The sequence below is a fragment of the Bacillus sp. GMa5/1 genome (genome assembly GCF_050172015.1).
GTDB lineage: Bacteria > Bacillota > Bacilli > Bacillales > Bacillaceae_G > Bacillus_A > Bacillus_A cereus.
On sequence record NZ_JBNLYC010000289.1, the window covers coordinates 1 to 3,803 of the forward strand.

A 3,803-nucleotide genomic window follows, 5' to 3' on the forward strand; every position below is an offset into this window, starting at 1 on the left:
AATTCGTGGAGTTAATCCATACAATATAAATTGAATCGTATTTTCAATTTCCGCTTCATCATCCCATTTTTCTTCAGGCAATAATAAAAATCGTGTTAATAATAAACCTAATACAGCTGATAAAGTAAGACGTAATACGGAAGATGACGGTATTTCAATAATCTCTCCTTCTTCTTGAAATTTCACAATCAATTTTTTGAAATGTGAAAACAGTTCTGTTTCTATTAATTGCTGTATTTCATTTTTTAGTTCTGGTTGAAATGGTACTTCTTGAATTAATATTTTTATCATAGGAAAGTGTTTTTGAGCAAATTTAAATCTATTATGAATTACAACCCTTAAAAGTCCTTCATACGATTCATACTCTGATTTAAATATTTCTTTTGCAAAGGTTTGTACGAAAAATGGTGCAGCGAACTTAGTTAAAGTTGGCATTACGACCGCTAGTAATAAATCTTTTTTCGTCTTATAGTAGCGGAAGATGGTTCCTTCCGCTACACCAGCACGCTTTGCAATTTCACTTGTTGAAGTTGAAGCGTATCCTTTTTCTCCAAACATATCAACAGCCGCCTCTAATATTCGCATTTGACGTTCATTTCGTTTATCCGTATTAGTTGCAGCTATTAATTCCTCCAGCCAATCCTTCTGCATTTATAAAGCTCCTTTTTGTCATTATTATATTTTGCGATGTTTCTTTAAAGCAAATACATTTCCTACTGCAAATAATAGTGAAAAAAGTAATAATACAGTAAGATCTAATGCAATCTCTGTAAACCCTTGATTCCGAATCATCACTTGTCTCATTGCGTCAGCGCCGTATGTGAGTGGAAATACTTTCCCTAACATTTGTAGCCACTTATTCATAGATTCCATTGGAAACAATCCAGAAAAGAAGATTTGTGGCACAATAACAAGCGGTATAAATTGAATCATTTGAAATTCATTATTTGCGTATGCTGATAAAAACGTACCTAATGTTAGTGCAGTTAAAGAGAGCATACATGTAATAAGTAGCGTTAGCCATATGGAGCCAGCTACGTATAAATCTAAAATATAAACGGAAAAGCTTACGATAATAATGGATTGTATAAAGGCAAAGATTCCAAAACCAATAATATAACCTGCGACTATTTCCCATCTTCTTACTGGGGTGGATAATAACCTTTCTAGCGTACCACTTAAACGTTCTCTTACGAAAGATACACCTGATAATATAAATACAAAGAAAAATGTAAAGAAACCAATTAATACAGGACCAAGCCCATCAAACATCGTAAAGTCTTTAGAGCCATGTAAATAATTTACTTCAGGTTTCATAATCGATACATCATTCTTCTCTGTGCTTTTTTGCAATACTTGAAGTACAGCACGATTTTTTGACGAATCACTACCTTCCAACAGAAGTTTCATTTTTCCATTCTCTATACGAAATACTGCATCTACTTTTTGTTTTTCCAACTCAGAAATCGCCTTTTCCTTACTGTATTCATAAATTGACGCTTCTTGATTTTTCATCATTTTTACTATTTGAGCGGGCATATCAACAACAGCAATTTGCGGTATATAGTCTTTCTGTGTAAACACTAGTGACAAAAGCCAAAGTAATAACATCGGTGCTCCAAACATCATTGCTAACGAACGCTTATCTCGAAAAAATTGACGAATAATACGTATAATTACACCAGTAACTCTCATGATGGCACCACCTCTTCTAGCAAAAAGACATCTTCAATCCGTCCAGATGACACGCGTTTTTTCAATTCTTCAGTTGTTCCAACCGCAACTAGTTTCCCTTCTCTAATTAACCCTAGACGCTCACAAAATTCAGCTTCATCCATAATGTGCGTCGTTACAATAATCGTTGTGCCTTTCTTTTTAAGATCATAAAATTTTTCCCAAATCGTTTTTCTAAGAAGCGGATCTATCCCCACTGTAGGCTCATCTAAAATTAATATTTCTGGTTCGTGAAGGAGCGCTATTGCTAATGATAAGCGTTTTTTCATTCCACCTGAAAATTGTTGTACTTGCTTTTTCATATACTGAGACAATTGTACAAGTTCAAAAACCTCTGCAATTCTTGTCTTTTTACGTTTTCCCTTTAGTCCATACATCGTTGCTATAAAATCTGCATTTTCATATGCTGACAATTCTTCGTATAATGCATCCGCCTGAGCCATATAACCAATTCTTTTCATTTCATTTAAATTAGGCATATTAGTATTATTAACAAGCACTTCACCTTTCGTTGCCTCATTAATACCTGCAATCATTTTAATGAGCGTTGTTTTCCCCGATCCAGAAGGTCCAACAAAACCAAAAATTTCTGCTTTTTCAACTTGCAATGAAAGATTGTGTAACACTTCTTTTTTTCCAAAACTTTTTGATACAGTCCGTAAAATAATGGAAGGTTGTTGCACGTTTCATCCTCCTTTTCCAATAAAATGAGTGAGTACTCAATTTTATTTTACCCTTGCTTAATTATATGTCAAACTTCATTGATTAGTATGTATGTTTAATCAACGATATTAAACAATGAAACAGAGTCGACATTAGAATTTCATTTCCTAAAGTCGACTCTGTTTCATTTAAACTATAAATTTCACTTTACGTTTTTAAATTCATATACTTCCGAATTCTAGCAACATCTAAAGAATATTCAATAACTAATTGCTGTAACGGTAAAATAACTGTGTCAGGATATAAATGTGCATATTGTAATGTTTCTGCATATTTTTCTAACCTTTTTTCTAAATACTTTATTATTTGATCAGGATGACTTACTAATAAACATTTACAATAATAATGTATTTGTTCCTCAATCGCCGTGTATTCTTCAATTTCATATTCTTTATGCATGTGTACACCCCTTTAAGTTTTTTACATGAATTACTTATCACAATTTTCACTCGACAAATTTTAAGTTTTTTGATTATTTACACTATAACAAACAATCAGGGTCAAATTTTGTTACTTTATGTAACGTAGAAAATTTTTAACAAAATTGTAATGTTAACTCCTGCAAAATACATAAAATCTCTTTACTCACTTTTGTATAAAAAAATCGTACAGCTTAATTTAACTGCACGACTACAATCTCTGGCCTATTCAAAATTCTTTGCGGAATGATACTATTTCCTAATCCTCTACTCACTACCATTGATGTATTTTGTTCTACATATAAACCTGCTGTATATTTAGGTAAAACACCTTGATTTGGAGCAACTAATCCACCGATAAATGGCAATCTAACTTGCCCTCCATGAGCATGTCCCGATAAAACCAAATCCAACCTCTCATTCGTATATTCCTTTATAAATTCAGGCCTATGAGATAATAATACATTATATCTATCTGGCTGCATTTCAATTTTTGCTTTTTTAATTTCATCTATTATAATATTTCCTTCATCACGGTTTCCAGTAACAAACTCTGGATCATCAATACCTAGCAAGTTTATTTCTTGCTCACCCTTTCGAATGCCTACATGTTCATTCCTTAAAACATTGACACCATATTTCTTCAACTCTTTTTCTAAACTGTTATACTTTCCAGACCATTGTTCATGGTTTCCTGTCACAAAATATACAGGGTACTTATTTACCATTTTTTGTATTAATTGCATACTCACTTCTGCATCGTATGATTTACTGTCAATTAAATCACCCGTAATCGCAATAATATCTGGGTCTATACTTTTTATTTTTTGAATTAACACATCTTGATTATCGCCAAATTTTTTATTGTGTAAGTCTGAAATTTGTAGAATTTTATACCCTTTAAAAGAGGATGGTATTTTACTAGAG

At 32.4% G+C, this 3,803-nt stretch carries 5 protein-coding genes; all 5 read right to left on the reverse strand.

Annotated elements, in window-relative coordinates:
- Window positions 1-651 (reverse strand): TetR/AcrR family transcriptional regulator (locus ACQGSG_RS27470; protein ID WP_001168188.1); only part of this gene is annotated, 651 nt, incomplete at its 3' end.
- Window positions 652-675: 24 nt separating this feature from the next.
- The gene (locus ACQGSG_RS27475; protein WP_001266719.1) at window positions 676-1,695 is read right to left on the reverse strand and encodes an ABC transporter permease; all 1,020 of its coding nucleotides are present in this window, start codon (window positions 1,693-1,695) and stop codon (window positions 676-678) included.
- On the reverse strand, window positions 1,692-2,417 hold the full coding sequence (locus tag ACQGSG_RS27480) for an ABC transporter ATP-binding protein (RefSeq protein ID WP_001187071.1): 726 nt from the start codon (window positions 2,415-2,417) through the stop codon (window positions 1,692-1,694). The genes ACQGSG_RS27475 and ACQGSG_RS27480 overlap by 4 nt, the downstream gene beginning before the upstream one ends.
- Before the next feature lie 187 nt (window positions 2,418-2,604).
- Window positions 2,605-2,856, reverse strand: a complete 252-nt coding sequence (locus ACQGSG_RS27485) for a hypothetical protein (protein WP_000548621.1) — start codon at window positions 2,854-2,856, stop codon at window positions 2,605-2,607.
- Between the two features lie 214 nt (window positions 2,857-3,070).
- The coding region (locus ACQGSG_RS27490; RefSeq protein WP_426948517.1) for a metallophosphoesterase at window positions 3,071-3,803 on the reverse strand (733 nt) is incomplete at its 5' end.